This is a genomic window from Alistipes dispar (assembly GCF_006542685.1).
Taxonomy (GTDB): Bacteria; Bacteroidota; Bacteroidia; order Bacteroidales; family Rikenellaceae; genus Alistipes; species Alistipes dispar.
The window spans coordinates 2,521,616-2,546,627 of the sequence record NZ_AP019736.1; the positions used below are offsets into that span (position 1 = coordinate 2,521,616).

General features: G+C 65.0%; 20 protein-coding genes. 8 read left to right on the forward strand and 12 right to left on the reverse strand.

Features of this window, described 5'->3' with window-relative positions; genetic code table 11:
• The first annotated feature begins 40 nt into the window (after positions 1-40).
• The 5 genes from FME97_RS10625 (at position 41) to FME97_RS10645 (ending at position 4,181) form a co-directional block, all read left to right on the forward strand.
• Complete coding sequence (locus FME97_RS10625; RefSeq protein WP_141429607.1) at positions 41-490, forward strand: GatB/YqeY domain-containing protein; 450 nt, start codon at positions 41-43, stop codon at positions 488-490.
• A gap of 148 nt (positions 491-638) precedes the next feature.
• Entirely contained in the window at positions 639-1,562 is a 924-nt protein-coding gene (locus tag FME97_RS10630) for a transporter (RefSeq protein ID WP_141429608.1), read from the forward strand.
• 345 nt (positions 1,563-1,907) lie between these two features.
• Complete coding sequence (locus tag FME97_RS10635) at positions 1,908-2,315, forward strand: hypothetical protein (RefSeq protein WP_141429609.1); 408 nt, start codon at positions 1,908-1,910, stop codon at positions 2,313-2,315.
• Complete coding sequence (locus FME97_RS10640) at positions 2,312-3,601, forward strand: DUF3440 domain-containing protein (protein WP_141429610.1); 1,290 nt, start codon at positions 2,312-2,314, stop codon at positions 3,599-3,601. The genes FME97_RS10635 and FME97_RS10640 overlap by 4 nt, the downstream gene beginning before the upstream one ends.
• The gene (locus tag FME97_RS10645) at positions 3,573-4,181 is read left to right on the forward strand and encodes an IbrB-like domain-containing protein (protein WP_232522875.1); all 609 of its coding nucleotides are present in this window, start codon (positions 3,573-3,575) and stop codon (positions 4,179-4,181) included. Before FME97_RS10640 ends, FME97_RS10645 begins: the two co-directional genes overlap by 29 nt.
• 18 nt (positions 4,182-4,199) lie before the next feature.
• Here FME97_RS10645 and FME97_RS10650 read toward each other — a convergent pair whose 3' ends face one another.
• From FME97_RS10650 to FME97_RS10695, 10 genes are all read right to left on the reverse strand, one after another.
• Complete coding sequence (locus FME97_RS10650; RefSeq protein ID WP_141429611.1) at positions 4,200-5,804, reverse strand: MFS transporter; 1,605 nt, start codon at positions 5,802-5,804, stop codon at positions 4,200-4,202.
• On the reverse strand, positions 5,801-6,868 hold the full coding sequence (locus FME97_RS10655) for an HlyD family secretion protein (RefSeq protein WP_141429612.1): 1,068 nt from the start codon (positions 6,866-6,868) through the stop codon (positions 5,801-5,803). The genes FME97_RS10650 and FME97_RS10655 overlap by 4 nt, the downstream gene beginning before the upstream one ends.
• A gap of 13 nt (positions 6,869-6,881) precedes the next feature.
• Positions 6,882-8,198, reverse strand: a complete 1,317-nt coding sequence (locus tag FME97_RS10660) for a TolC family protein (RefSeq protein WP_141429613.1) — start codon at positions 8,196-8,198, stop codon at positions 6,882-6,884.
• Positions 8,199-8,367: 169 nt separating this feature from the next.
• Positions 8,368-9,225 carry a bifunctional helix-turn-helix domain-containing protein/methylated-DNA--[protein]-cysteine S-methyltransferase gene (locus tag FME97_RS10665; RefSeq protein ID WP_141429614.1) on the reverse strand — a complete coding sequence of 286 codons (858 nt, stop codon included), beginning with the start codon at positions 9,223-9,225 and terminating at the stop codon, positions 8,368-8,370.
• A gap of 30 nt (positions 9,226-9,255) precedes the next feature.
• On the reverse strand, positions 9,256-9,846 hold the full coding sequence (locus FME97_RS10670; RefSeq protein WP_141429615.1) for a methylated-DNA--[protein]-cysteine S-methyltransferase: 591 nt from the start codon (positions 9,844-9,846) through the stop codon (positions 9,256-9,258).
• Entirely contained in the window at positions 9,824-10,492 is a 669-nt protein-coding gene (locus tag FME97_RS10675; RefSeq protein ID WP_141429616.1) for a DNA-3-methyladenine glycosylase family protein, read from the reverse strand. The genes FME97_RS10670 and FME97_RS10675 overlap by 23 nt, the downstream gene beginning before the upstream one ends.
• 6 nt (positions 10,493-10,498) lie before the next feature.
• Positions 10,499-10,891 (reverse strand): antibiotic biosynthesis monooxygenase family protein, encoded by a 393-nt coding sequence (locus FME97_RS10680; RefSeq protein ID WP_141429617.1) that lies wholly within the window; start codon positions 10,889-10,891, stop codon positions 10,499-10,501.
• An 89-nt stretch (positions 10,892-10,980) separates the two neighbouring features.
• Complete coding sequence (locus FME97_RS10685; protein WP_141429618.1) at positions 10,981-11,346, reverse strand: DMT family protein; 366 nt, start codon at positions 11,344-11,346, stop codon at positions 10,981-10,983.
• Between the two features lie 16 nt (positions 11,347-11,362).
• Positions 11,363-12,016, reverse strand: a complete 654-nt coding sequence (locus FME97_RS10690) for an HAD family hydrolase (RefSeq protein ID WP_141429619.1) — start codon at positions 12,014-12,016, stop codon at positions 11,363-11,365.
• A gap of 130 nt (positions 12,017-12,146) precedes the next feature.
• Positions 12,147-14,639, reverse strand: a complete 2,493-nt coding sequence (locus FME97_RS10695; RefSeq protein WP_141429620.1) for a DUF5686 and carboxypeptidase-like regulatory domain-containing protein — start codon at positions 14,637-14,639, stop codon at positions 12,147-12,149.
• 80 nt (positions 14,640-14,719) lie between these two features.
• Between FME97_RS10695 and ybaK the strand changes: the two genes are divergently transcribed.
• Positions 14,720-15,217 (forward strand): Cys-tRNA(Pro) deacylase, encoded by a 498-nt coding sequence (gene ybaK, locus FME97_RS10700; RefSeq protein ID WP_141429621.1) that lies wholly within the window; start codon positions 14,720-14,722, stop codon positions 15,215-15,217.
• A gap of 13 nt (positions 15,218-15,230) precedes the next feature.
• Here the strand turns inward: ybaK and FME97_RS10705 are convergent, their stop codons facing one another.
• On the reverse strand, positions 15,231-16,379 hold the full coding sequence (locus FME97_RS10705; RefSeq protein WP_141429622.1) for a polysaccharide pyruvyl transferase family protein: 1,149 nt from the start codon (positions 16,377-16,379) through the stop codon (positions 15,231-15,233).
• Positions 16,380-16,392: 13 nt separating this feature from the next.
• Positions 16,393-17,532, reverse strand: coding sequence for a Coenzyme F420 hydrogenase/dehydrogenase, beta subunit C-terminal domain (locus FME97_RS10710; RefSeq protein ID WP_141429623.1), 1,140 nt, complete (start codon positions 17,530-17,532; stop codon positions 16,393-16,395).
• A gap of 364 nt (positions 17,533-17,896) precedes the next feature.
• On the opposite strand from FME97_RS10710, the gene FME97_RS10715 reads away from it, so the two are divergent.
• Positions 17,897-22,693, forward strand: coding sequence for a translocation/assembly module TamB domain-containing protein (locus FME97_RS10715; RefSeq protein ID WP_141429624.1), 4,797 nt, complete (start codon positions 17,897-17,899; stop codon positions 22,691-22,693).
• Positions 22,686-24,998, forward strand: coding sequence for a translocation and assembly module lipoprotein TamL (gene tamL / locus FME97_RS10720; protein WP_141430023.1), 2,313 nt, complete (start codon positions 22,686-22,688; stop codon positions 24,996-24,998). The genes FME97_RS10715 and tamL overlap by 8 nt, the downstream gene beginning before the upstream one ends.
• The last annotated feature ends 14 nt before the right edge of the window (positions 24,999-25,012 follow it).

Below are 25,012 nucleotides of genomic sequence, written 5' to 3' on the forward strand. Positions count from 1 at the left end.
TATGTGATTATTGAATAGTATTTTATAAAATTTATCTGCCATGTCGCTCGAACAACGGATTTCCAAAGGAATCATGGAGGCCATGAAGGCCAAGGACACGGTGCGCCTGAGTGCACTGCGTAATGCGAAGAAGTATATCATCGAGGCCAAGACCTCGGGACCGGAGATCGCCGAACTCCCCGACGCCGACGTGCTGAAGATCGTTTCGAAGCTCGCCAAGCAGGGTACGGATTCGGCGGCTATCTTCACGGAGCAGAACCGCCCCGATCTGGCGCAGGAGGAACTGGCTCAGGTGGCCGTCTATCAGGAGTTTCTGCCCCGGCAGCTCACGCCCGAGGAGCTGACGGCCGAGGTACGGGCGCTTATCGCCGAGACGGGAGCCTCGTCGCTCGGGGAGATGGGCAAGGTGATGGGGCTGGCTTCGAAACGCCTCGCGGGCCGTGCCGACGGCAAGGACATTTCGGCCAAGGTCCGCGAGCTGCTGGCCTGATCCGCGGTTGCCCGCAGGGATTCGCTGCGACAGCGGATGTGCCGGGGCGGAGGATTGCCGGTCCGGTTTTCCGTCGGAGGGCGGTCGTTCGTCATCCGTCCGGGAAGCGGCCGTGTCGTATCCGGAATGCCGCTAACGAAATTGATATATGCACGTACTCGAATCGTTGCACCGCAATGTGAAAACCGTGGCCATGCCGTCGGCGATGCTCGTGGGGGCGGTGTTGTGCCGCCCGGTCACGGCGCTGGAGACCTGGTCGGGGCGGATGGTCACGCCCGTTCTGATCTTCCTCATGCTGTTCGTCACCTTCTGCCGCGTGCGGCCCTCCGAAATGCGGCTCTCGATGCTGCACGGCTGGCTTCTGCTCTTTCAGACCATAGCCTGCGTCGGCGTCTATTTCCTGCTGCTGCCCCTCGACCGGACGGTGGCGCAGGGGGCGATGATCTGCGTGCTGGCGCCCGTGGCGATGGCCGCCGTGGTGATCGGGGGCATGCTCGGCGCCAATGTCGCCACGATGGCCACGTACAGCCTCCTGTGCAATATGGCCGTGGCGCTGCTGGCGCCCGCTGTGCTCTCCTTTGCCGGAACGGGGGCGTGTTCGTTCGCCGGGATGCTGGCCCGTATCGTGCCGCTGCTCGTACTGCCCTTCGCGGCTGCGCAGTGCTGCCGAGCCGTGCTGCCCGGCGTCGCGGGATGGGTCGCCGCCCATAGCCAGATTTCGTTCTACCTCTGGCTCGTGTCGCTGGCGGTCGTCATCGGCCGCACGACGGCCTTCCTCATCGACCTGCACGATGCGTCGGCAGCCACGGAGCTGTGGCTGGCCGCTGCGGCGCTCGCGATCTGTCTCGTGCAGTTCAAGACCGGCCGCGCCATCGGCCGGCGCTACGGCGATCCTGCGGCCGGAGGACAGTCCCTGGGGCAGAAGAACACGGTGCTGGCCGTGTGGATGGCACAGTCGTTTCTCGACCCGATCTCCTCGGTGGCCCCGACGGCGTATATTGTCTTTCAGAACTTCGTGAACTCGTACCAGATTTGGCGAAAGGACCGGGAGCGGGCGGAAAACCGGGTGTGAACCGCCCGTTCCGTGCGGATGCGGAGAGCGGAACAGGTCCGTTCAGAGGGCCTGCGGTGTGTTCCGGGAGGCGCTGCGGCGGGGCAGGTCGTGCGCAAGGGAAAGGTCCGGGGCCGGAAAAGCGGGAGACGGACGGAGAGACGGATCTCGACGGAGGAGCGAGCGGCGGAAACAGCGGAGGGAGAACGGAGACGCTGCGGGCGAAGGACGGAAAATCGGCGGGGCTTCCGGCCGGAAAATTTGAGAAAACAGCCGGAATTTCGTATATTTGTAATGGAATACCGTCTGTATGATGCGTTTGGATTCACGTATGCAACATTCGGACGCGCCCGGCCTGAAGGAAGTATGACAATCGAGAAACTGGACGGCACTTCGCCCCGCCTTTATGCGCTCGTCGCCCCGCTGGTCATGCGGCGCAGCGTGTTGCGCCAGAACAACAACTATCCGTTCTGGACCTCGCGTTCGCACACGTGGTTCGTGGCGTGGGAGGGCGATGTCGTGTTCGGATTCGTGCCGGTGGAGATCACCGACGGCGGGGCCGCCAAGATCAACAACTACTACGTTTCGGGGGACGATCCGCAACTGCTCGCGCGGTTCCTGCGGGAGATCGTCCGCTATTACGGCCGCGATTACGCGATCCGTTCCGTGACGCTGATCCGCCACGCGGAGGTATTCCGCGCCGAGGGCTTCGCGCCCGTCCGGGAGTGGAAGGAGTACGTGGCGATGGAATACGGGAAAAGCCGGCGGCCATGAATGTCTATGAACGGACCCAGCAGCGGTTGAAGATACTCTTCGAGTGCTTCGACAACATTTACGTCTCCTTCTCCGGCGGCAAGGACAGCGGCGTGCTGCTGAACCTCTGCATTGATTATGTCCGGCGGCACGGGCTGAACCGCCGGATCGGGGTCTTCCACATGGATTACGAGATACAGTACCGCGATACGGTCGATTACGTGAATCGGACCCTTGCAGCGAATGCCGACATACTCGACGTCTATCGGGTCTGCGTGCCGTTCAAGGTGCAGACCTGTACCTCGATGTTCCAGCGTTACTGGCGCCCGTGGGAGGAATCCAAACGAAGCCTTTGGGTGCGTGAAATGCCCGCGGGAAGCCTTGTCCGGAGCGATTTTCCGTTCTTTACCGACGAGATGTGGGACTACGAGTTCCAGACCCGTTTCGCGGAGTGGCTCCATGCCCGGTGCGGCGCCGCACGCACCTGCTGCCTGATCGGCATCCGTACGCAGGAGAGTTTCAACCGCTGGCGCACGATTTACAGCGACCGCAACCTGCACCGTTTCGCCGGCATGCGGTGGATCCGCCAGTGGGCCGAGGGCGGGATCTGCAATGCCTATCCGCTCTACGACTGGCTGACCACCGACGTATGGACGGCGAACGGGAGGTTCGGCTGGCCCTACAACCGCCTTTACGATCTCTTCTACCGGGCCGGCGTGCCGCTGGACAGTCAGCGCGTGGCCAGCCCGTTCATTTCGCCCGCCATTTCGAGCCTGCACCTCTACAAGGCCATCGACCCCGACACGTGGGGCCGTATGATCGGCCGGGTGAACGGTGCCGATTTCGCCGCGCTGTACGGTCGGACGGCCGCCGTGGGGTGGCAGTCGGTCCGCCTGCCGAAGGGAATGACCTGGGAACGGTACATGCGCTTCCTGCTCGCGACCCTTCCGGAGCGGACCCGCCGGAACTACCTCGAGAAGCTCTCCGTGAGTATCCGTTTCTGGCGCGACAAGGGCGGCTGCCTCTCCGACGAGACCATCGGAAAGCTGCGGCAGGCGGGGATCAGGATCGAAGTGGGCGACCGCAGCTCCTACCGCACGGACAAGCGTCCGGTTCGCATGGATTACCTGGACGATATCGACCTGCCGGAGTTCAGCCGCCTGCCGACCTTCAAGCGCATCTGCATCTGCATCCTCAAAAACGACCACGCCTGCAAGTACATGGGCTTCTCGCCGAACAAGAGCGAGCGGCAGCGGCGCAAGAAAATCATGGAGAAATATGAATCGCTCTTACGAATACCCGACTGAGGCGACCTTCCGGAGTCCCGTTTACAACGTCCGGGCCGTGCCGGTGGAGAAGGTCGTGGCGAACAGCTACAATCCCAACGTCGTCGCGCCGCCCGAGATGAAACTGCTGGAGCTGTCGATCTGGGAGGACGGCTACACGATGCCGTGCGTCTGCTACTACGATGCGGTGCGCGACGTCTATGAGCTGGTGGACGGATACCACCGTTACATGGTGCTCAAGACCTCGAAACGAATCTACGAGCGCGAGCGGGGGCTGCTGCCCGTCGCCGTGATCGAGAAGGACCTCTCGCACCGCATGGCCTCGACCATCCGTCACAACCGGGCGCGCGGCACGCACAACGTCGAACTGATGAGCGAGATCGTCGCCGAGCTGACGCGGGCGAACATGTCCGACCGCTGGATCATGCGGCATATCGGCATGGGGCGCGACGAGCTGCTGCGACTCAAGCAGATCACGGGACTCGCCGAGCTCTTCGCCGACCGGGAGTTCAGTTTCGGCGACCCCGGGGAGGAGGGCGAAGGGGAGCGGTCCGCGGAAGAGACCGCCGGAAAGACCGCCGAACCGGTCGGATGCCGCTGACCCTTCGGCCGGCGAGGATTACACCATGTCGTCGCCGGCCTTGGCGTATCTTACGCGGATGGTTTTGTGGAACGGGATGAACCGCGAAACGACGGCGAGGAGCAGCGAAACGGCGAACAGCCACCCCAGAATATCCTTGAGGGCCAGCAGCAGACTTTGCTGTTGGAGGGTCGAATAGAGCTCTCCGGTCGCCAGTTGCGCCGCTTCGGCGTATCCGTGTCCCCGTGCCAGCGAGGAGTCCAGCGCTGCGGCGTATTTCGCTGCGGCGGCCGGGTCCGTCAGCGTGAAGTGCTCCGAGAGCGAGCAGAGATATTTCTGCTGCAAGCGGTAGAGTGCGTTGCCGTAGAACGAGGCGGCCATGACAGGAGCCAGCACCGAGCGGCAGGCGATTAGGAAAAAGGCGTTGCAGATCAGGTATTTGGGGTTCAACTCCTCGACGGCGAACAGTGCGAAGGCGATGATGAGCGTCAGCATCCCCGCTCCGCGGACGAAGACCGGGAAAAAGAGGCTCTGGTAGGTGCTCCCGGGCGAGATGCCGAAATAGAGCAGGCCGAAGAAGAGTGCGAAGCAGGCCATGCCTCCGGCTATGAGAAAACGGAACCGCCACCGCTGCCAGCGGAACCACCAGAAGCAGACGAACGCTCCGAGGGCGTAGCCGGGCAGCAGCCAGACGTAGAGCGTGTAGGAGTGCGTGGCGTCCACCTGCAGGATGGAGGTCATGTAGTTGGTCAGCAACGTCGTGGAGGTGCTGAAGAACATGACGATCATCATATAGAGATAACCCACGAGCGCCTTGGGCTGGCGTAGCGGCGCCAGATCGACGTAGGGGTTCCGGGAGCGGTGCTGCGTGCGGAGGAAAAAGACGAGCAGCGCGGGGCCGAGCACGACGTAGAGGCAGATGCGGGGCGATGACAGCCAGTCGAGCACCTTGCCGTAGCAGAGTACGTACATGAGCATCAGCAGTCCGGCCGAGGCGACGAACATTTCGCGGACATGCAGCTCGCGCAGCGGTATCCGGCGCAGCGGACGGTCGTGACGGAAGCAGATCGCCACCATGAGCAGGGCCGCGAGCAGGAGGATCATCATGAAGTAGTACATGTACTTCCAGTCGTAGTGGTAGGCCAGCTCGGCCGTGATGATCATGGAGAGCTGGCCGCAGCCGAAGACCAGCGGGTAGAAGTAGGCGTAAAATTCGCTGCGGACATCCTTCGGGCTGAAGATGGTCTTGATCCGCCGGATGCACCACAGCATGAGGAATCCCTTGAGAAAACCGATGAAGAAGCTGCACACGATGAGCGTGTCGGCGCTTTGGGAACGGGCGCAGAACCAACTGAGGAGGAATTGCAGCGTCAGGTCCGCCAGCAGCAGCACTTTGGAGGAGACCGCGCCGAGGACCTTCGGCACGATGGGGTAGGCGATGGCCATGCCGGCCGAAGCGGCATAGTAGCCCATCGTGATGTCTTCCGCATTGGAACCCAGCGTGTTCGATACTTCGAGCATGCTCCCCGTGTAGGAGCCGTTGAGCATGGTGACGGGCAGCAGGACGGAGAACAGCCCCGCCACGGCCAGCCGGTCGGGAACCCATCGGCGGACGGGCAGTTCCAGTGCGGCGGCCGTAATCATCGGCGGCGGGCTTCGGTTTCGACCATCATGCCGGCCCGCAGCAGGTCCATCTCCTCGTCCGAAATGCCTTCGAGGTCGATGCGGACAGGGATGCGCTGCTGCACCTTCACGAAGTTTCCGGCCGAATTGTCGGTCGGGACCAGTGCGTATTTCGAGCCGGTCGCCTCCGAAATGGCCGTCACGCGGCCCCGGAACCGGCGGCCGGGGAAGGCGTCCACCTTGACGACGACCTCTTGACCGATGTGGATGTGCGCGATCTGCGTCTCCTTGTAGTTGGCCGTGATGTACTTGTCCCGGTTGCGCACCAGGTAGGAGACGGTCTGTCCGGCCTGCACGAACTGTCCCGGTTCCAGCGTACGGCGGCCGATGTAGCCGTCGTAGGGGGCTGTCAGCACCGTGTAGGAGAGGTTCAGGCGCGCCATGTCCAGATCGGCCTCGCGGCGGAGTATGTTGGCTTCGGCGCCTACCGTCCGTCTGCTGGCTTCGGCGTACTGCGACCGGGCTGCCTCCTTCTGCGCCACGAGCGCCCGGTAGCGGGCCTCCGCGGCTTCGTAGGCGGCTTTGGCCTGCTCGTACTGCTGTCCCGGAACCGATTCGTCGCGCAGCAGCCGTTCGAAACGACGGAAATCCTGCTCCGTCTGCCAGAGTTTCGCCCGGGCTTCGGCGATGTTGGCCTCCTGCACCGCGACGTTCGTGCGCGAGGTCTCGATGCCCGAATGGATCACTCCCTGCGTGCCGCGGGCGTCGAGCAGCGCGGCTTCGGCCTCCTTCACCCGGATCCGGTATTCGCGGTCGTCGAGGATCAGCAGCGTGTCTCCTTCGCGGACGAACCGGTGTTCGGTGAACCGCACTTCGCGGACGTATCCCGCGACGCGGATGTTCAGCGGGGCGACGTACTGATCGACGAAGGCGTCGTTGGTCACCACGTAATTGACGTGCCGCCAGAAGTAGTCGGCCGTCGCCCAGAGCCCCGATCCCGCCAGCAGGACGCATACCGCGTTCAGAAGGATGTTACGCAGGCGGTGTTTGCGCAACTCCTGTCGTTTTCTGTTCCAGTTTCCCATATCGGACGATTCGTCAGAGACGCCCGCAGGCTCTCAGCAGTTGGTAATAGGTGTAGACGACGCGCGTGCGTGCCGCCGTCAGTTGCAGTTCGACGTCGAGCCGCACGCTGTTCGCGTCCAGCAGATCGGTCAGGATGGCCAGTTGGTTCATGTAGCGGTTCTGCATGATGCGGTAGTTCTCCTGCGCCTGCCGGGCCGAGAGCCGCAGGGCCTTGACCTCCTGCACGGCCTCCCGGTGGCGCAGGTAGGCCGTGTGCACGCGCAGGCGGAGACGCTGCATCTCCTGCTCTTCGGCGTTCCGGTTCAGGGCGACCGCCAGCCGGCTTTCGCGCACCTTGTAGCGGCTCTTGTAGAGCGCGAAAAGGGGCACGGAGACCGACAGTCCGACGTTCCAGTTGTTGTTGTAGAGGTCCTCCATCGTCCGGGCGACGGGGCGGGCCAGCGTGTTCGAGGCGTAGAGCGAGACGTCGGGCCGGATGGCGGAGCGCGCCAGTGCGACGTCGTTCCGTGCCAGTTCGGTCTGCATCCGCAGGCGTTTCAGGTCCGGGTCGCCGGCATAGGCCTCTCCGACATACGTCTCGTAGGACTCCAGTTCGATCGGGCGGTGCAGGATGGCCGTGTCGGGGCGGATGAGCAGCGTTTCCCGCAGTCCCAGCAGGATGTCCAGGTGCTGGGACGCCAGCACGAGGTCGTTCTGCGTCCGTTGCAGCGAGAGCCGGTCGTCGGTCAGTTGCATTTCGCTGCGCAGCACGTCGTTGTTCGTGATGAGCCCTTCCTCCTTCATCCGGCGGATGTCGTGCAGGCGGCGTTCCGACTCCTCGATGTTGCGGGAGAAGACCTCCTGCCGGCGGTAGAGTTCGAAAAGCTGCATGTATTGCTCCAGAAGGGCCAGACGGATGTCCGCGGCATCCGCTTCGGTGCGCAGCGCGGCGAGCGAACGCTCCATGCCCGCCTTGCGGACGGCGTAGCGCAGTTTCCCTCCCCGGTAGATCGGCTGCGAGAGGTCCACGGCGTAATTCTGCGACCAGTCGGGTGCGTCGGGATGATAGGCGCCGGCGAGCCCCTGCCGGAAGACGGTCGGCCGGCCGGCGTAGCCTCCCCGCAGGCCGACCTGCAGGTCGGGCAGCCGTTCGGCCCGGGCGCCCCGCTCCCGTTCGAGGGCGCTCCGCTCCTCCAGCGCATCGGCCTGCAATGCCAGGTTGTGTCGGACGCCCAGTTCGAAAAGCCGCTCCACGGGAAGGAAGAGCGTGTCGCTCTGGGCCGCGGCGGGCAGTGCGGCGGGCAGGCAGATCAGAAAAAGACCGAACCGTTTGCAGTTGTTCCAGCTCATCGTGAATTGTTTGGGTAAAGTCCGGGCGTGGGGACGTCCGGGCCCGAAGGGCCTTGTCCGGGAGCGGGAGGAGTCCCCGTCCGATTGCGGGGGCAAAGATACGAATTTTGTTCAAATCGGTCAAATGTCTGTCCGATATCGGTGTCCGGATTGCATCGGCAGCCGGCTTTCAGCGCCGCCCGTCCTGTTCCCTCCGGGCCGCCTCCCAGCCGATGAGGGCGTTTTTGCGCGTCGGTCCGTAGCGGTAGTTGCCGATGATGCCCGAGGCCTGGATGACCCGGTGGCAGGGAATGAGAAGCACGACGGGATTGTTTCCGAGCGCCGTGCCGACCGCACGCTGCGCCCCTTCGTATCCCGCCTTCTGCGCCAGGTCGGAGTAGGTGGTCAGTCCGCCGCTCGGAATCTGGAGCAGTGCGTTCCATATCTTGAGCTGAAATGCGGTTCCCTTCAGATGCAGGCGGACCGCCTCGGTGTCGCTCCAGTCCCGGCCGAAGATCGAGAGGGCCCGTTGCTGGTTCGGATCGGTTCCCCGGTGGTACGAGGCGTTCGGAAAGAGGCTTCTCAGCCGTTCGAAGGCTTCGTCCCGGCCTTCGTCGGCGAAGGTCAGGTGGCAGATGCCCTTGGGGGTCGAGGCGACGATGACTTCACCGAAAGGTGTCGGAGCGAACGAGTAGCCGATTTCGAGGCTGGCTCCGCCGCGTTTGTATTCGCCGGGCGTCATGCCCTCGATCGTGACGAAAAGGTCGTGCAGGCGGCTCGTGGTCGAGAGGCCCGCTTCGCTCGCCGCATCGAACAGCGAGGCGCGGGTCTCCGTCAGGATTTTTTTCGCGTATTCGACACTCAGGAAGCGGGCGAACTGTTTGGGGGAGACGCCCACCCGTCGTTGGAACATGCGCTGGAAGTGGCAGGGGCTCAGGTGCACGTGGTCCGCCACGTCGCCGAGTCCGGTGTGCGAGGTGCGGTGCAGAATCAGAAATTCGATGGCCGCCGCGATCCGTTCGCTGTCGAGTTCCTGCTGGGTTTTCATGGGGCGTATCGTTGCGTTTTTCGTTCGGATTCATTTCACGAAAGTGTCCCGGAACGGCAGGAGCGGTTCCGATTCCAGTTCGAGAAGCCATCGTTTCGCTGCCAGTCCGCCGCCGTAGCCCGTCAGCGAACGGTCGCTGCCGATGACGCGGTGGCAGGGGACGAAGATCGAGAGCGGGTTCGCGCCGTTCGCATTGGCCACGGCCCGCACGGCTTTCGGCTGGCCGATGCGGCGGGCCAGCTCCCCGTATGAGACGGTCGCACCGAACGGGATCGCCAGCAGCGCGCGCCAGACGGTCTTTTGGAACTCCGTACCGGCGAACGACAGGGGAATGTCGAATGTCCGGCGGTATCCGGCGAAGTACTCGTCCAACTGACGGGCTGCCTCGTCGAGCAGAGGCGACGGGGCTTCGATGAAGCGGGCCCGCAGGAGACGTCGTACGCGCCGGTCCACGAATCCCCGGTGTCGTTCGTTCCGCCAGTCGCAAAGGCAGAGGCTTTCCCCGAACGATCCGAGCAGCAGTTCGCCGCAGGGCGAGCCGTAAGTCTGCACCCGAATCGTCGTTTCGGTCTTTTCGGGTAGGGCGGGACGCCGCGCGTCAGCTTTTCTTCGGGTTTCCATGCGGTTGTCTTTTGAGTCCGTGATCTTTCAGTTCCGCGATCGCTCCGGAGGATACGGCCCACAGATAGATACATGCCACGCTTCCGCAGGGCGAGTAGCGGCGCCGGTATTTTTCGAACAGTGCGCGGTCTATCTCCCGATGGCCGTGCAGCATCCGCAATCCCCGCCGGACCGCCAGATCGCCGTAGCTCAGAATGTCGGGCCGTTGCAGGGAGTGAAGCATCAGCATTTCGGCGCTCCATACGCCGATGCCTTCCAGTGCCGAAAGCCGGGCGCAAACCTCTTCGTCGGGCAGGTCGCGCAGCGCGTCGATATCGAATTCACCGTCGATGATCTTCCGGGCGGCCGAGCGGATGTAACCGACTTTGCGGAGCGACAGTCCGAGGTTTCGCAGCGTTTCGGGCGGCAGCGCGTCGATGACGGCCGGGGTGACCGGACCGATGGCAGCCTGTATCCGCTGCCAGATCGTTTCGTGTGCCCGGGTCGAAATCTGCTGTCCGACGATGGTATGGACGAGTGCGGCGAAAAGGTCGGGAATGACCCGCCGTTTCACCATACCCACACGGTCGATCACTTCGGCCAGCCGTTCATCCTGTCTTCTGAGGTGGGAGAGCTCCGTCTCCCCGTAGCGGAAATACTCCTCCATCGCATCTTATTTTCGGCGCAAGGCCTTTTCGGAATCCTGCGGAGCCTGCGCACGTTCGTCGCGGGTATATCCCCGCACGACGGAGGCCACCGTGATCGAATAACGTTCGAAAAGCGTTTCGCCGCCCTTTTTCTGGCAGTTCCGGTGGGCGGGGCGGTTGCGCCATGCGGCGGCGGCTTTCTCGTTCTCCCAGAACGAGACACTCAGCAGTTTGCCCTCTTCGCTCAGGCTGGAGAACCGCTCCGCGCGGATGAATCCGGGTGTTTTCCTCAGCTCGGATTGCAGGGCGGCCCCCAGCTCGAGATACTCATTCAATCCCTCTCTGCGGGGGGTGACTTCGAAAATGACGACGGTGCCCGCGGACTTCGCCGCCGTGTTGTCCGGTGATGTGTCTTTCATGGTCGTAATGTCGGATTCGATACGGCAAAGATAAGCGCCGTGCGCCGTCGGAACAATCCGAAACTTGCGCTTTTTCGGGCGGATCGCGGCTACTTGCGGAAGATGAAATAGACGGCCAGTACGAGGCAGAGGAATCCGGCGAAATGGTTCCAGCGCAGCGTGTCGGATTTCATGAACACCAGCGCGAAGAGCGTGAAGACCGAGAGCGAGACGACTTCCTGGATCACTTTCAGTTCCCAGATCGAGAACGGGCCTCCGAACTCGGCCGATCCGATGCGGTTGGCCGGGACCTGGAAGCAGTATTCGAACAGGGCGATGCACCAGCTGAAGAGCACGATGACCATCAGTCCGAAGCGTTCGAGTTTGGATTTGAAGGCGATATGCCCGTACCAGGCCAGCGTCATGAAGGCGTTGGAGACGACGAGCAGCAATACGGTGGCGAGACCACGGAGCATGGCGTAAACGGATTTGTCAGTTCAGATCGGCGTCGGTGACTTCGGCGAAGGAGCCGACGACCGCGTCGGCGCCCCCTTCGGCCAGCAGTTGTTCGCGTGTCAGGGTGGTGGCCAGTGCGACGATGCGTCCCGCCCCGGCGCGCCGGGCGGATTCGATACCCGCCAAGGCGTCTTCGAAAACCACGCAGTCGGCCGGGTCCGCGCCCAGCGCGGCGGCCGCGCGGAGGTAGATCTCCGGATCGGGTTTGCAGCGTGTCACCGTGTCGCCCGAAATGCGGGCGTCGAAGAAGTCGCCGATGCCGCATCTCTCCAGCACGAAATCGACGTTGGCCCGGCAGCCCGACGAGCCGACGGCGCAGCGGACGCCCGCGGTGCGGAGCCGTCCGAGCAGTTCGCGAAGCCCCTCGACGGGACGGATTTCCGGGGCGTAGATTTCGCGGTAGATCGCCTCCTTCTCGGCGGCGAGCGCGGCGAGTCCCTTTTCGCGGATCACCTCTTCGGGCAGGATGCGGCCCATGATGTCGTCGTTGCCCATGCCGTAAACCCCGCTGAGCTTTTCGGCCCAGTCCGTGACGCCGTAGCGGTCGCAGAAGATCGAGAAGGCTCTGATGTGCGCCGGGGTGTTGTCCACCAGCGTTCCGTCCATGTCGAACAGTGCTGCTTTCTTCATCGTCGGTTCGTTTTCCCGGGACCGGCTCGCGGCGGAGTCTGTCCCGGTGTTTTCGTGCGGCAAAGATAGCGCAAGGCGTGCGCAATGCCAAATTTCCGGACGCCGAAAATCGCCGCGGACGTCCGCCGGATCAGAATTTGAGCTGCACGCCCAGATTGACCGCGAAACGCTGCACCTCCTCTCCGGCGACGGGTTCCCGGTGGGTCAGCCGCCAGATGCAGTCGATGCGCAGCAGGCGGAAGATGTTCTCCACGCCGAAGCCCGCCTCGAGGTAGGGCGTCGAGACCGAGGACATGCCTGCGGGGAAGAGGAGCGGTGCGCCGCTTCCGGGCCGCGACCCGTCGTTGCGGTGCGAGAGCGTGCCCCAGACGCCCTTGAAGACGAGCACTTCGCGCCAGCGGAGTTTTTTGATGAGCGGCAGGCGGCCCAGCAGCAGACCGTTGAAATGGTGTTCGTAGAACCACGCCACCCAACTGTCGGAGGCGAATTCGTAGTAGTCCATGCACGAGAAGGCGTAGGGGTCGTAGAAATAGGTTCCGTTGCCTTCGTGGAGCTTGAGCAGCGGGTAGGGGACCGTGCCGACGATGTGGCCGCCCCGCACGGTGATCGTCGAGTAGCCGATCGGCGGCAGTTCGGGCCGGTAGCGGATGCCGCCCTCGAAGCGGTAGTACTCGCTGGCGCCGGGAAGCAGTCCGGGAATCCCGATCGCGGCGGAAAGCGTTACGACGGGGTATTTCGAACCGAGCGACTGTTTGTCGAAAGGCATCCGGTAAACGGTCTCGTCCTTGGCGAAGCGCAGTTCGGCGCGCAGCGCCGCATCGGAGATGGAGTTGGCGGGCGTGCCGTCCGGGCGGATCATCGGGACGTAGCGGTTGGAATAGACCCGTTGCAGGCGGGCGCCGAGGCGGGCCGTGACGCCGTGTCGCCATTCGTGCTCGTAGTCCGCCTCGCCCCGGTTCACCATCGAGAGACGCTGGTCGCCGCGCGAGAGGATCGACGAGAGGATGTTGCTTTCTGTCAGGGCGTTGTCCCCTGCGCCGAGCTGGAGGACGTCGTGACGCCCCGAGAGGGTGAGTTTGCGGGTCAGCGTGCGGCCGAAAACCGCCTCGATGCTGCCGCCGCCCTTGAAGCGTCCGTCGCGCGTGCCGTAGGCGGCGTATCCCGAAAGGCGCACGCGGCGGCTCACTTCGGTGGTCGTGCGGCCGCCCAGTTGCATGCGGAATCCCTCGAGTTTGTTGAAGCTGGCGATCTTGTAGTAGGGCCCGATGCCGATGTACTTCGTGTTCCAGTGGCCGACGAGGATCGTATTGACGAGCGTGTAGATATTGCGGTAGAGGGGGACCCGCTGCACGGAATCTACCATTGCGTAGATGCCCCGTTCGCGTTCGCTGAGCGTGTAGGGGCGCACGGCTTCCCAATAGGCTTCGTCTCGGCGGTTGGGATTTCCGCCGGCGATCTGCACGCGGTTGTCCATGCGCAGCACCTCGTCGGGGATCGGTTCGTCGATCCGCACGTCGGAATAGGCGATCTCGCGCGTGCCGATGAACGACACGAGTTTCGACGAGTCGGCCGTCGTCAGGGAGAATTCGGCCGATACGCGGTCGCGGAGGCGGAACCAGCGTCCGTTTTCTGTCAGGCGGTTCTCGTTGTCGATGCGCAGGTGGCGGATCCAGTTCACATTGACGCCCCGCGGCATGCGCACCGACGCCGACTGCAGGGCGTAGGTGGCCGAGTCGATGTGTATCTCGCCGTCGAGTACGGGTGTGGTGAGCCGTTTGGGGTGGAAGCGTATCTTGTAGGTTTTGCGTCCCTTCACGTCGAGGCTGTCCACCAGGAAATAGTCGTAGTAGGTCCTGCCGCCCGAGGCGAGCGGGCTGGCGAAGCGCACGTCGAACAGGTCGATGAAGTTGTCGTAGAAGTTCACGTCGCCGTGCATGCCGCCCGTGAACTGCGCCACGGCTTCGCTGTTCTCCACGCCCGAGATGCGGCTGGCGCGGATCACCTCGCGCGTGAACTGCGGCGAGCGGCTGTGGTAAAGCTCCGCGGACGATTCGGAGATCATGGCCGGAAGGTAGGCGGCGCCGGTGAGCGCCGAGGTGTCCATGTAGCTGAATATGAATCCGAAGTTGCGCTGCAACCGCTTGCTGCGGAACGAGGGGCGGAGGTTCGTCAGGTCGAGCTCCATCTTGGTGTAGGTCGAGCAACTGTAGGTGTCGTAGTGCTCGGGATCGTTCTGCGGCCTGCGGCGGACGACCTCTTCGAGAATCGGGTGGGCCGGGTTGTCGCCCGGGGTGATGACGACCTGTCCGATGTCGAAGCGTACGGGGTCGAGGGCGAAGTCTACCTGGCTGAATGTCCCGCGCTCCACGCGCCGCGACTGGGGAGCGTAGCCCACGATCGAGACTTCGATGCGGGCGGTCGTGTCGCGGGTCTCGAGGGCGTAGATGCCTTGTTCGTCGGTGGTGATGCCGACGGTCGTGCCCGAGAAGACGACGCTGGCGAATTGCAGGGGCAGGCCCGTGGAGGCGTCGGTGACGCGTCCGCGCACGCGGGTGCTCTGCGCGACGGCTCCGGCCGTCCAGAGAGCGGCCGCTGCAAGAAGGATGATTCGCCTGCATGTCATACGAACAAAAGTAGCGAATCCGCCGGCATTCGGCGAAAATAAATTACTTTTGCGGCAGATACGACGACAAACAGGACAATATGAGCCATTCCAAAATTGAAAAGACGAACGCCGCGCGGCTGCTCGACCGGGCGAAGATCGCCTACGAGCTGGTTCCCTACCGTGTCGATGGGGAGCACCTCGCGGCGACGCATGTGGCCGAACAACTGGGCGAGGACATTGCGACCGTGTTCAAGACCCTCGTCCTGCGGGGCGACCGCACGGGGTATTTCGTCTGCGTCGTGCCGGGGGACCATGAGGTGGATCTCAAGGCGGCGGCCCGGGTGTCGGGCAACAAGAAAGCGGACCTCATTCCGATGAAGGAGCTGCTGCCCGTGACGGGATATGTCCGAGGCGGGTGTTCGCCCATAGGGATGAAGAAGGTTTTTCCGACCTATGTCCACGCTTCGGCCGAGGGGTTGCCCTTCATCTATGTCAGCGCCGGGGTGCGCGGATTGCAGCTCAGGCTCGCGCCCGGGGCGCTGATCGGCTACGTGGGGGCCACGGTGGCCGAAATCAGCCGCCGGGCGGAGGAGTGAGCCGCCGGGCGGTTCATTCCCCTGCGGCGGCACTCAGCGGCGGCGCCTCTTGCAGGTGCAGGGCGAGGAAGCCGCGCGAGTCGGCGCGGCGCTCTTCCAGCGTGCGTTCCACCGCCTCCCAGTCGATCGGGGCGTCGAGCGTCTGCGCGAGCGGTTTCCCGGGAGACGCGATCCGTCCTTCGAGTCCGAACTGTTCGAGAAGCGAGCGGATGCGCGCCGAGCCGCGGCGGCGGTTGATATAGACGGCGAAGGGCTTGTGGAAGAGAATGCAGAAGGCGCAGGCGTGGAACGAATCGGTGACCACGTAGCGGGCGTCGTGCAGCGCGGAGAGCCATTGCCCGATTCCCGGCATCTTGCCTTCCGATTCGTTCGTCCGGTCGGTCATGCGGACGATCTCCAGTCCGCGCGCCGCGGCCGTGCGGCCGATCTCCCGCCGGACGGCGGAACCGGCCCGGAACAGGTAGCAATGGATCGTCTCCGCCGGGGCGATGCCCGGAATGAACAGCGGGCGATAGTCTTCCGCCGTGAGCAGCAGGGTGGGGTCCAGCACCTGCCGTGCATCGTCGCGGCCGAAGTAGTCGCGGCATTGTCCGATGCCCGTGCGTTCCCGCACGGAGACGCCCTCGAACTCGGCCAGCAGCCGTGCGCAGCGCTCCCGCTCCTCGCGGGTGTATTCGCACTCGGCAGCCCCGAACGAGGCGGCGTAGGCGATCCGCCGGGCCGCTGTTCCCTCCAGAAACGAGAAGAAATAGGGGCCCAGCTCCTTGGCGTAACGCGGCCGCCACACCTGGTCGCTGCCCACGATGTAGAGGTCGTACCCCCCCCCGTCGGCGGCGATCGAGGCGTAGTCGTCGGCATCGTAAACGGGCGCCGTGCGCGGCGAGAGGCGGCGGTAGATGAATTTCTCGATCTCCGATTTCTTGTAATCCTGCGTGAGGGCCGTGTTCAGTTCGGCGAAAATCTCCTTGCGGTGGAAAAGCGACTCGACCGCGCGGCGCAGTACGGTCTTCAGGAAGAGGTTGCTGACGGGTTTTTCGCGGCGGCGGTTGTCCACGAGCCAAACCTCGTGGCCGAGCCGTTCGAGGACGGTCTTCAGGGCGAATGCCTGGAGCACGCCGCCGTAGTTGGCGTGCAGGGGGAGGGTCAGCAGGGCGATTTTCATGGGGCGGTTCGGGTTAGCGGGCGATCAGCCGGCGGAATTTCCGCACGAGACGTTGCCCGGGTGTGGGTTTTACGGTTCGTTTCAGCAATTCCGTGACGCTCGCCGCACGGGGCAGCTCGCGGAAGAACTCTTCGCGGCGCGGGTGGGGTTCGACGCGTTCGAGGAATCCGCCGTTGCGGCCGCGCACCCGGTCGTCCCAGGGAAGCGGGCGGCACTCGGCGTCGGCCTCTTCGAAATGCCGGACGCCCTGCGGCGTGTTGAGCAACACGAGGCTCGCGCCGCGGTCGTCGTCGAATGCGGGCAGCACGTTGCGGATGTTCCAGAAGTCGGCCAGCGTGATGTCGCTCCCGCTGCGGCCCGACTTGAACGGGCAGGCGTAACAGCTCGGGCGCAGCGTCAGCTCCGCGAGGAATGCGCGCATGTAAAGGTCCTCCCGGGCCGGGACGCGACGTTCGCCGCCGTCGGTGCGGACGGTGAAGTCGTAACGCCGCCAGCCCGAACGGCTCTTGTCGCGGAAATCGACGCCGAGAATCCGCCTTCCGCCCGCCGTTTCTTCCGTGTAACGGCGCCAGACGGCCGGGGAGGGAACCCCGTGGCAGAGGCATTCGACCGTGAGCAGTCGTTCCGGACGCTCTCCCCGGAGGAAGGCGTGAAGGCCCGCGATCTGGCAGGGCGTGCCCGAAAAGAGCACCCGCCGCCCTTCGCGCAGCAGCGCGGCGGCTTCGGCGTAACAGCCGTCCGTATCGCTCTGCACATATTTGGATTTGAGCAGCGGCTGCAACTCCTCCTCTTTTTCTGCCCTGCGGTGAGATACCCCTCCCCACGTCGGGACGAAGGCCGCGCCGAATACGACGCCTCCTTCGCGCAGCGTCCGCCGGGCGAGCAGCGAAAAGACGCCGCCCGAGGAGCCGGCCGCCCGTGCCGCCTCGTCCCGGTTGCGTGCCGCGAAGAGCCGCAGCGGGTCGTGCGGTGCGGAGGGATGCAGTCCGGGGCAGATGCGTTCGCACAGGCCGCATCCGGTGCAGGCGTCCGCATCCGCCACGGGGTAGCGGAACCCTTCGGCGTCTTCCGTCATGCGGATGCACTTCGCGGGACACCGTTGCGCACAGGCTCCGCAGCCGCAGCAGTCGCGTTTGTCGCGCAGGGAGAGCATATTATCGTAGAAAGGGCTGAATTTCTGTTCGAAGGTACGCTTTTTCCGGGATATTTCCGTCTTCCGGGCCTAATTTTTTTTGCGTGACGCGGCGGGGCGGACTGCCGGCGTTGCGGACTGGCGGCGGCGATGCGGGCGTTTCCGTCATGGCGGGGGCCTTTTCGGAACGGCCGGACTGCGAGGGAAAAAACGGGCGGTTTCCGTCGTTCCGGGGCATCCGGCGGGAAGAAAAAAACGATAAATGCCTCGAATCGGGCCGAATGTGCCGGAAAGCCTTTGGGCAGGAACCGGAATTTTCGTAACTTGCAGTCGTTTTAGACGGGCGGTCTCGGAACGTCGAGGCTTCCGGACGCCGCCGCGAAAAATGCACAGGAGAAAAATCGTCAAATATACGCTCCGCACGCTGCTGGGCCTCGTCGCGGCGCTGGTCCTGATTCCCGCATCGCTCTATATCCCTGCGGTGCAGGACTTCGTGCGCATCCGGGCGGAACGGTCCGTCGCCCGGTCGCTCGGCATGGAACTTTCGATCGGCCGCATCCGGCTCGCTTTTCCGCTCCGCCTGTCGGCGGACGACGTGCTGCTGAGACAGCGCGGGGACACGCTTGTCCGCTGCGGACGGCTGTCGCTCGACGTCGCCCTGCTGCCGCTGCTTCGCAGCCGGGCGGTGATCCGCAATTTCGAACTCGGGGATTTCGCGGCCCGTTACCGCGATTCCGTCGCGGGAACGGACATGCGTCTTGCGGCCGGAAGGCTCGGGGTGTATCTCGCCCGGGTCGATCTGAAGGCCGGGACGGCCGATGTCTTCCGGGTCGCGCTGGCGGACGGGGACGCGGCGATCGGCCTGGAGGTCCGGGAGACCGCGGAGGAGCGGCCCGACAGCGCGGCGGCCCTGCCGTGGAAGATCGCCGTAGGGCGGATTTCGGTGGCCAATACGGCCTTTCGGATGCGGACCTCGCCCGACCCCTCGGAGCTTTCCGTGCGGCTGGCCGAGGGCGAGGTGAACGACTGCCGCGTCGGACTGGACAGTGCGCGGGTCGAGGTGGCCGGCGTGCGACTGACGCGCGGCGTGTACTCCTACGTTGCAGCGCCGTCCCGGGAGGTTGCACCGGAAGAGGGGAGCGCTTCGGAGCGCTCCGCGGAATTTGCGGCGAAATCCGGCCCGGGACATGCTGCGGAAGATGCCGCAGAGGGTGCTGCCGGCGCGCCGCGACCCTGGACCGTCCGCGTGGGGCGCGTCGAACTGGCGGACAACCGTGCGGCCTACGGCACGATGGGGCATGCGCCTGCGGCGGGATTCGATCCGGAGGCGGTCTCTCTCTCGGCGCTCAATCTCACGCTCGATTCGGTGTATAACCGGGGAGGCGACATCGCCCTGCGGATCGAACGGCTGGACTTCGCCGAGCGCAGCGGGCTGGCCGTGCGTTCGGCCTCGGGACGGTTCGTGAAGGACGGCGGGGCCGTGTCGCTGGAGGGCTTCCGTCTCGCCACGGCTTCGTCGCGGATCGACGCCGACGTGCAGGCGGGCCCCGGGGCGCTCGGACTGGCTCCCGCAGCGGAGATCGGGGCTGCGCTCCGCGCCGATCTCTCGACACGGGACATGCGGCTGCTGTTCCCTGTTCCGGAGGCGCTGGGCGACCGCGAGGTGAGCCTGTCGCTGACGGCCGCCGGGACATTGGCCGACCTGCGCCGGATCGGGCTGGAGCTCTCCGTGCCCGGGCATGGCGGCCTGCGGGCGGAAGGCAGGGCGAAGAACCTGCCGGAAGGGCGGGCGGCGGCCGTTTCGGTCCGTTTCGAGGGGGATTTCCGCGAACTGGAGTTTCTCGAAGCGTTGCTGCCCGACACGGCGTTGCGCCGCCGCGTGGCGATTCCCGCGCGGATGACCCTGCGCGGCGCGGCGGAGCTGGACCGCGGTGCGGTGGCGGCGGATGCGGCGCTTGAGGTCGGCGGAGGCAGCCTCTCGGCCACGGGACGGCTCGATCCGGCGGCTGAGACCTACGAAGCGCGGGTGCGGTGCGACGGCTTCCCGCTCGGGGCGTTCCTGCCGGCCGATTCGCTCGGGACGGTCGATTTCGCGGCGGAGGCCCGCGGCGCGGGTTTCGATCCCTTCGCGCCGCAGACGACGGTCTCGGTGAGCGCCGGCGCGGAGCGTTTGGAGTATGCCGGACGCGATTTCGGCGGCATCGGGATCGACGCCGTGCTGGAGGACGGCCGCCTTTCGGGCCGGATCGCCGATCGCGACGAGGCGCTGCGTCTGGCGCTGGACCTCTCGGGAGAGGTGACCCGCGAGCGGCAGTCGGTACGGCTGGCGGGGCGTGTCGCGGAGTTCGATCTGACGGCGCTGGGCGTGACGCCGGACCGGATCGGCGGGACCTTCGGCCTCGACTTCCGCGCCTCGGCCTCGCAGGAGGGAACCTATGCCGCCTCGCTGGCGCTGGACAGTATCGGGATACGCAACGGATACCGTACCGACCGCATCCGTCCCACGAGCGTGGCCGTCGGGGCCGACACGGCGTCGGTCCGGGCCGAGGTCCGGTCCGGGGATTTCGTACTGACGCTCTCGGCCCCCGCGTCGCCCGATTCGCTCCTCGCGGCCGCAGCGCGCGCCTCGGAGACGTTGCGGCGGCAGTTGCGGGAACAGGCGTTCGACATGGAGGAGCTGCAGGACGTGCTTCCGCGCTTCCGGTTGCAGGCCGAGGCCGGACGGAACAACATACTCAACAATTTTTTGCGGACGAAGGGCGCTTCGTTCCGGGGACTGCATGTCGCCGGAGCGAACGACGGCGCGGAGCCTTTGTCGCTTCGGATGCGTGTGGACGGACTGGACGCCGGGGGCGTCGTGCTGGACACCGTGGCGCTGGGGATCGCGCGGGAGGAGCGGCGGCTCGCGTACCGGCTCGGGGTGTCGAACGCCCCGGGGCACCTGGACCATGTGGCGCAGGCGGCGCTCTACGGGCATGTCGTGCGGAATACGGGGCAGGTGAATTTCCGGCAGCGGGACCGCGCGGGGCGCGAGGGTTTCCGCTTCGGGTTCGACGTGGAGTGGACCGATTCGCTGGTGCGTGCGGGCATGACGCCGCTGCATCCGCTCTTCGGCTCCGAACCCTGGGAGGTCAATGCGGGGAATTACGTCGAATACGGGTGGTACGACCGCCGCATAGCCGCCGATCTCGACATGCGGTGCGGCGAGGGGCGCTTCGCTCTCCGTTCGGTTCCGGCCGACGACGGTGAGGCGGAGTCCCTGCGGCTCGATGTCGCGGGCATCGGGATCGGAGCGGCGCTCGGGATGCTCCCGGCGCCTCCGCCCGTGGACGGCGTGCTGGGTGCGGGCGTCGTGCTGGAGATGCGCTCCGACAGCCTTGCCGTCCGGGGCGACGTCTCGGTGACGGAGCTGTCGTACGGGAAGCAGCGGTTCGGCGACGTCGCCCTCGGCGTGCGCTACGGGCAGGGCCGGGGCCGGCGGGCCGATGCGCGGGTGACGCTCGACGGCAGCGAGGTGTTCGCCGCGCACGGCGACCTGCGCCCCGACCGCGACGAACCGCTGGACCTCACGCTGACGGTCCCCGGATTCCCGTTGCAGCGCCTCGACGTCTTCCTGCCCGCGGATCTGTTGCGGCTGTCGGGCGAGGTGCAGGCCGCAATCCATGTGGGAGGCGCTCCGGAACGGCCGAAACTCGACGGCGGGGTGCGTTTCGCCGCGACCGACATGCGCGTGCCGATGATCGGGACTTCGTTCCGCCTCGCCTCCGACACGATCCGGCTGCGCGACGGCCGCATGCTGTTCGACGACTATGCGCTGACCGGCCCGAACCGGAAGCCGCTTACGGTCGCCGGAACGGTCGATCTGTCGGATTTCGGCCGTGTCGCGGCCGACCTCGCGCTCCGGGCTTCCGACTTCCAGTTCGTCGATGTCGCGCGGCGGGAGCGCACGGCGGTCTATGGCAAGGCCTTTCTCGATCTGGACGTGACGGCCAGGGGACCGGTCGATGCGCTCGTCGTCCGCGGCCGCGCCGCCCTGCTGGGAGGCACGGACATTTCGTATGTCATGCAGGACTCGCCGATGGAGGTCAGGGAGCGGCCGCAGAACGTCGTTACGTTCGTCTCGTTCCGCGAACTGGACGAGGAGCCGGCGGAGCCGGCGCCGCCGCGGGAAATGTCGGTCGGCGGGATGGACGTGCATCTGGACGTGGACATCAACGACGACGTGCGGGCCGGCGTGGACCTTTCGGCGGACGGCAGCAACCGGATCGACCTGCAGGGCGGCGGGAGTCTGACCTATACGATGAACCCGCTGGGCGATACGCGTCTTGCGGGCCGTTACGTCCTTTCGGGCGGCATGGTGCGCTACAATCCGCCCGTCATTTCGCAGAAAACCTTCAAAATACGTCCCGGCGGCTATGTGGAGTGGATGGGGGACATCGCCGATCCGACGTTCAGCCTGACGGCCGTGGAGACCGTCCGGGCCAGCGTCTCGTCGGACGGGCAGAACAACCGACCGGTGAATTTCGACATCTCGATCCGCATACGCAACACGCTCGCGGACCTTTCGGTGAGCTTCGACCTGGCGGCTCCCGAGGACCTCGCCATGCAGAACGAGCTCAACTCGCTGACGGCCGAACAGCGGGCCAGCCAGGCGATGAACCTGTTGATATACAACACTTATTCGGGTCCGGGGTCGTCGGCGACGGTCTCTTCCGAGAATCCGCTCAACTCGTTCATACAGAAGGAACTGAATCAGTGGGCGCAGAACAGCCTGAAAGGCGTGGACCTTTCGTTCGGCATCGACTCCTACGGCGAGGACGATCCCAACGGACAGCGCACGGACTACTCCTACCGTCTGTCGAAGAGTCTGTTCAGCGACCGCGTGCGGGCGGTCATCGGCGGGCGGTTCAGCACCGGCAACGACCCGTCGGAGAACCTCCGGGAAAATCTGATCGACGACATTTCGCTCGAATACATGCTCACCAGGCGTGACAACATGTTCATCCGCCTGTTCCGCCATACGGGCTACGAGAGCATTCTCGAAGGGGAGATCACCGAGACCGGCGTGGGCTTCGTCATCCGCAAGAAGCTGCTCCGGCTGACCGATCTGTTCCGTCCGGCGAACCGGAAGGAGAAAAAGAAGGAGGAGGAGAAACGAGATGAGACCGCAGTGCATGAATGACCGCCCGATACTCCGCACGGCCGCCGTGGCGCTGGCCCTCGCGTTTGCGGCCGCCTGCTCCACGACGCGGCGGCTGGCGTCGGACGAGGTGCTCTACACGGGCGTCGGAAAAATCCGCATCGAACCCGACTCGGGCGTTACGGTCTCTCCGGCGGCCGCTTCGGCGGCCCGGGAACCGCTTTCGGTAGCTCCGAACAATCCGCTTTACAGCCCTTATGTGCGGACGCCGCTGCCGATCGGACTGTGGGCTTACAATTACCTCTACACGCCTCGGGAGAAGGGTTTCAAATACTGGTTCTACAAGCGGTTGGCCAAGGAGCCGGTGCTGATTTCGAAGGTGCAGCCTTCGCTGCGGGCGAAGGTCGCGGAGCAGGCGCTCGAAAACCACGGCTATTTCGGCTCCCGGGCCGCGGATACGCTGCTCTACCGCAAGCGGGGGCGGAAGGCCCGGGTGAGCTACCGTCTCCGCGTGGCGCCGCCGTGGCATTACGAGGGGATCGCCTATCCGACGGCGGGCGGTGCGCTGCAACCGCTCCTCGACAGCCTTCGCTCCACTTCGCTGTTGCGCGAAGGGGCGCAGTACAATCTGGATACGCTGACGCTCGAACGCCGGCGGATGGCGCAGTCGCTCCGCGAACGGGGGTATTACTATTTCCGGCCCGAGTACCTCGAATACCAGGCTGACACGACCCTTTCGCCGCGCGGGGTCGCGCTGCGCCTGAACCTCAAATCCGATGCGCCGGTCGTGGCGCTCAAACCCTACCGTGTGGGCAAGGTGACGGTCCGGCTGACCGACCCGAAACCCGGCAGACCCGATACGCTTCGTCTGCGGGGAGCGGAGGTCATCGCGCAGCGGCCGATGCGGATCCGGCCCCGGCTGCTCTCCCGGGCGCTGACGCTCGAACGCGGGGAGCTGTTCACCGTCGGGGCTCAGGACCGCACGCTGACCAATCTGAACAAGCTGGGCGTTTTCCGGTCGGTCTCGCTGAATGTCGCGCCGGTCGATTCGCTGCGGGGCTCCGACACGCTCGATGTCGGAATCGACGCCCGCTTCGACTATCCGCTCGAAGCGGCCCTTGAAACGGACGTCACCTCCAAGTCGAACAGCTTCCTCGGCCCCGGCATCGCCTTCAAGGTCAGCAACAACAATCTGTTCCGGGGCGGCGAGGTGCTGTCGGTGGCGCTCAACGGTTCGTACGAATGGCAGACGGGCAACAAACGTTCGGGCGGCCGTTCTTCGCAGCTCAACTCCTACGAGTTGGGGCTCAATGCGACGCTCAACGTCCCGCGGCTGCTCGTGCCGCAGTCGATGCTGCGCCGGCAGCGCTATCCCGGGAGCACCTCCTTCCAGCTCGGGGCGGACCTGATGAACCGGCCCGACTTTTTCCGGCTCGTGGCGTTCAGCGGGTCGATGGGCTACAACTTCCGGACCTCGCCGTACAGCCGCCATGCGCTGACGCTCTTCAAGCTGACCTACAACAAGCTGCTGCACACGACCGAGGAGTTCGACCGCACGATGGACGAGAATCCGGCCATCGCCATGAGTTTCCGCAACCAGTTCGTGCCTTCGATCGGCTATACCTACACTTTCGACCGGACCTACGGCGCCGCGGGCAATCGCCGCCTCGTCTGGCAGAACAGCTTCACGTCGGCGGGCAACCTGCTCGCGGGCGTGCTGCGGGCTTTCGGCGAGAAGCAGCCGCAGGAGTTGTTCGGCAACCGCTTCTCGCAGTTCGTCAAGGAGGTCAGCGAGCTGAAATTCTACCACCGCATCGGACGGCGGAACAACTGGCTGGCCGCACGGCTGTTGATCGGGGTGGGGTATGCCTACGGCAATTCCGAGGTGATGCCTTACAGCGAGCAGTTCTACATCGGAGGCGCCAACAGCATCCGGGCCTTCACGATCCGTTCGATCGGCCCGGGAAGCTACCGTCCGCCCGCCGGCGACCGCAACGGCTATCTGGACCAGACGGGCGATTTCAAGCTGGAGGCCAACGTAGAATACCGTTTCGCCATTCTGGGCAAGCTGGGCGGGGCCGTGTTCCTCGACGCCGGAAACGTCTGGCTGCTGAAAAAGGACCCCAAGCGTCCGGGAGCCGAACTGAAATGGAAGGGGCTGCTCGACGAGATCGCCCTGGGAACCGGCTTCGGTCTGCGGTACGACATCAGCTATCTGGTCATCCGCGCCGATCTGGGGATCGGGCTGCATACGCCCTGTCCGGATCCCGACAAGCGGGGGTATTACAACCTGTCCAGCTTCCGCGACGGGCTGGGTTTCCATCTGGCCATCGGCTATCCCTTCTGATTCCGCAATACGAC

Coding starts and splice junctions, on each gene's coding strand:
- FME97_RS10675 (WP_141429616.1), bottom strand. CDS start 10,492: ATGGAGGAGTATTTCCGCTACGGGGAGACGGAGCTCTCCCACCTCAGA.
- ybaK (WP_141429621.1), top strand. CDS start 14,720: ATGAGCCATTCCAAAATTGAAAAGACGAACGCCGCGCGGCTGCTCGAC.
- FME97_RS10690 (WP_141429619.1), bottom strand. CDS start 12,016: ATGAAGAAAGCAGCACTGTTCGACATGGACGGAACGCTGGTGGACAAC.
- FME97_RS10640 (WP_141429610.1), top strand. CDS start 2,312: ATGAATGTCTATGAACGGACCCAGCAGCGGTTGAAGATACTCTTCGAG.
- FME97_RS10635 (WP_141429609.1), top strand. CDS start 1,908: ATGACAATCGAGAAACTGGACGGCACTTCGCCCCGCCTTTATGCGCTC.
- FME97_RS10645 (WP_232522875.1), top strand. CDS start 3,573: ATGAATCGCTCTTACGAATACCCGACTGAGGCGACCTTCCGGAGTCCC.
- tamL (WP_141430023.1), top strand. CDS start 22,686: ATGAATGACCGCCCGATACTCCGCACGGCCGCCGTGGCGCTGGCCCTC.
- FME97_RS10665 (WP_141429614.1), bottom strand. CDS start 9,225: ATGAAAACCCAGCAGGAACTCGACAGCGAACGGATCGCGGCGGCCATC.
- FME97_RS10670 (WP_141429615.1), bottom strand. CDS start 9,846: ATGGAAACCCGAAGAAAAGCTGACGCGCGGCGTCCCGCCCTACCCGAA.
- FME97_RS10655 (WP_141429612.1), bottom strand. CDS start 6,868: ATGGGAAACTGGAACAGAAAACGACAGGAGTTGCGCAAACACCGCCTG.
- FME97_RS10630 (WP_141429608.1), top strand. CDS start 639: ATGCACGTACTCGAATCGTTGCACCGCAATGTGAAAACCGTGGCCATG.
- FME97_RS10710 (WP_141429623.1), bottom strand. CDS start 17,532: ATGCTCTCCCTGCGCGACAAACGCGACTGCTGCGGCTGCGGAGCCTGT.
- FME97_RS10685 (WP_141429618.1), bottom strand. CDS start 11,346: ATGCTCCGTGGTCTCGCCACCGTATTGCTGCTCGTCGTCTCCAACGCC.
- FME97_RS10680 (WP_141429617.1), bottom strand. CDS start 10,891: ATGAAAGACACATCACCGGACAACACGGCGGCGAAGTCCGCGGGCACC.
- FME97_RS10660 (WP_141429613.1), bottom strand. CDS start 8,198: ATGAGCTGGAACAACTGCAAACGGTTCGGTCTTTTTCTGATCTGCCTG.
- FME97_RS10715 (WP_141429624.1), top strand. CDS start 17,897: ATGCACAGGAGAAAAATCGTCAAATATACGCTCCGCACGCTGCTGGGC.
- FME97_RS10650 (WP_141429611.1), bottom strand. CDS start 5,804: ATGATTACGGCCGCCGCACTGGAACTGCCCGTCCGCCGATGGGTTCCC.
- FME97_RS10625 (WP_141429607.1), top strand. CDS start 41: ATGTCGCTCGAACAACGGATTTCCAAAGGAATCATGGAGGCCATGAAG.
- FME97_RS10695 (WP_141429620.1), bottom strand. CDS start 14,639: ATGACATGCAGGCGAATCATCCTTCTTGCAGCGGCCGCTCTCTGGACG.
- FME97_RS10705 (WP_141429622.1), bottom strand. CDS start 16,379: ATGAAAATCGCCCTGCTGACCCTCCCCCTGCACGCCAACTACGGCGGC.